4 protein-coding genes are annotated in these 2525 nt (G+C 45.2%); 1 reads left to right on the top strand and 3 read right to left on the bottom strand.

The annotated features are described in order from the left end of the window. Positions 1 to 831, bottom strand: an 831-nt coding sequence (gene holA, locus K2I50_RS04075; protein WP_301024960.1) for a DNA polymerase III subunit delta, incomplete at its 3' end; no start/stop codon positions are given. A 100-nt stretch (positions 832 to 931) separates the two neighbouring features. Here holA and K2I50_RS04070 point away from each other — a divergent pair. Then, positions 932 to 1405 (top strand): type I restriction enzyme HsdR N-terminal domain-containing protein, encoded by a 474-nt coding sequence (locus K2I50_RS04070; protein WP_301024969.1) that lies wholly within the window; start codon positions 932 to 934, stop codon positions 1403 to 1405. Here the strand turns inward: K2I50_RS04070 and K2I50_RS04065 are convergent. Continuing rightward, positions 1393 to 2013 (bottom strand): porin family protein, encoded by a 621-nt coding sequence (locus K2I50_RS04065; RefSeq protein ID WP_301024959.1) that lies wholly within the window; start codon positions 2011 to 2013, stop codon positions 1393 to 1395. The genes K2I50_RS04070 and K2I50_RS04065 overlap by 13 nt on opposite strands. A 141-nt stretch (positions 2014 to 2154) precedes the next feature. After that, positions 2155 to 2406 carry a GlsB/YeaQ/YmgE family stress response membrane protein gene (locus tag K2I50_RS04060; protein WP_301024958.1) on the bottom strand — a complete coding sequence of 84 codons (252 nt, stop codon included), beginning with the start codon at positions 2404 to 2406 and terminating at the stop codon, positions 2155 to 2157. Positions 2407 to 2525: the final 119 nt, after the last annotated feature.

The following is a 2525-nucleotide window of genomic DNA, read 5'->3' as shown; positions in this document are numbered from 1 at the left end:
ACATAAGGCAGGTTCGCTCTTATCGCGGGTATAATGTATTATCAGCAGATTAGAAAAGAATGTCCACAGCATACCCAGTGTCGGAGGAAACGGATTGTCTTTTGGATTGCGGCGGAAATGGTCGACTATGCGGAATGCAGCGACGCTATCCCTTACGGCCACAGCATTGATGAGCTCGAAATTATTAAAATCCTTGCTCATGCCGATGTGCGACTCTATCACTTCGGGTGTGACCATTGAGCCTTGGGGCAATGCCACGGTAAGTTTCTCGATTTCATTATATAAACGCGATAGATCGGCACCTACATAGTCGCTTAGCATCGACAGCCCTTTTTCCTCAACATGAAGTCCTTTCTCGGTGATGACGTGTCGTATGGCATCGGTAAGGGCGCGGTCGCGAAGTTTCACCGCTTCAAACACACATCCTCCGGCGGCTGCAATTTTCAACGGTAGTTCTTTTGACTTTACTTTAGCTCCTCGTCCACAGATCACAAGTACTGTTGTCGATGTCGGATTAGAGAGGTATCCGGCGAGCTTGTCAAGCTGTGCGGCCGGCACGGATTGCGCTTCTTTGAATATTACTACCTGATAATCCGACATCATAGGATACCTCCGGCATGTGTCAATTACAGTATCAATGTCTGTCTCCGGGCCATACAGAGTATATAGATTGAAATCATGGTCGGCTTCCGGAACGATTGCTTCAAACTCTTCGACAAGACGGTCGATAAAGAATCCTTCCTCCCCGTGAATCAGGTAGGCCGGCACATAATTTTTTCTGCTCAGCGACGCGCGGAGCTCAGCGTATGTAATTGTTTTGGCTGCTGCCATGTTGATAGAATCGGAAATTTCTGTAAATTTACAAAAAGTTTTTCACTCAGTATTCCCTAAAAACAATATCTCTGATATGAACCATTCCCAGCACGGCTGTATTGTGCCATTGAATCTCCCGCCGATTGATGCGTCGCGCCTCAGACACGGCGAATCATATGCCGAGATTTTCGACCAGTTACGCCACAAGTATGTAGTTCTTACACCGGAGGAATGGGTTCGGCAGCATTTTGTGGACTATATGATAAAAGAGAAGCAGTTTCCTGCTTCTCTTATGGCAAATGAGATAGGCCTTGAACTAAACAATACGCACCGTCGGTGTGATACTGTAGTATTCGACCGGACCGGCAATCCCATGATGATTGTGGAATACAAGGCTCCCGGTATAGCAATCAGTCAGAAAGTATTTGACCAGATTGTCAGATACAATATGGTGTTACACGCACGATATCTTACCGTATCTAACGGAATTACACATTATTGTTGCTATATAGATTACGACAATCATACGTATGTGTTTCTTAAAGATATACCGGATTATGCATCATGCTGTGCCGCCAATCAGAACAGATAGGTGACACGCAAATCCATTGTGCGGTTCTTTGCGCTGAAGTGGTCAAGAAGTTTTGTCTGTTCGGCGTATACCATTCCCCATGTGAACGAATATGACACCTGCCAGTTGCGCATGATTTCCAATCCGCCGCCGACCGTCAGGCCCATTTCGCCATTGGCATATTCAAGAGCCTTGATATGGCTGTGCCCGATGAGAAGACTGAATGACGGACCTCCGAACACAAATGGAGCGACATAATCCTCAATACCTGACATTCGGGTCCATTTGAATCGAAGATGAATAGGTATTTCCAGATAGTGGAGATAACTGCGCTCGGTTCCAAATCCTTGTGATGACCATATCAGTTTGTCACCTAAATGCAGTTTGGCGCCTCTCATCTCATAATATATGCCGGAATTTATACCAAAGCCGATGCCGGGGAATATAACTTCCGTAGCAACACCGGCCGACATGCCGCATACTTTATTTACTTCAATAAGCGACTGCTTAAACTTCAGAGTGCTCATGTTCATACCGAGCATCGGACCATATCGTAGCTCGGCATTAGCCTGTCGGGGGACACTTAATATTGCTATGAGTACTGTGAGTGCAACGAAAAATCTCTTCATTGTAGATCTAATTTATTGGCAAAGTTAATAATATTCCCAATAAATCGGCACTCCAATGCAAAATTTCGCTCATCGACTATATCGATGAGCGTATTAATATGATGGTTATGTGCTGTATATAGATTTCTTTGGTGTAGGATGTCAGCGGCCTGTAGTCCGGCTCAGTATCCCGACAATCCATAATAGCACTACCGCACCCACAACCGAGGTAATCAGACTTCCTATTATTCCGCCGGCAGTTATCCCTAATAGCCCGAACAGCCATCCTCCGAGCACACCGCCGATAATGCCTACGATAAGATTAACGACCAGGCCGAAGCCTCCGCCGCGCATAAGTTTGCCGGCTACGAATCCGGATGCAATACCTATTAATATATACCAGATAAAGCTCATAATATATTGTTTTTATATGTTAGTGATAACTCACAAACAATAAGAGCTTGTTTAATAATAAATGTTACCGTCAGGGCGGTCATTCGTCGAGCAGATTTTCGCTTGTGATAAGGGAGTTA

It is taken from the genome of Muribaculum sp. (assembly GCF_029051885.1).
GTDB lineage: Bacteria > Bacteroidota > Bacteroidia > Bacteroidales > Muribaculaceae > Muribaculum.
The sequence above is the reverse complement of the archived record's forward strand: the minus strand, read 5'-3'. Positions and strand labels throughout refer to the sequence as shown.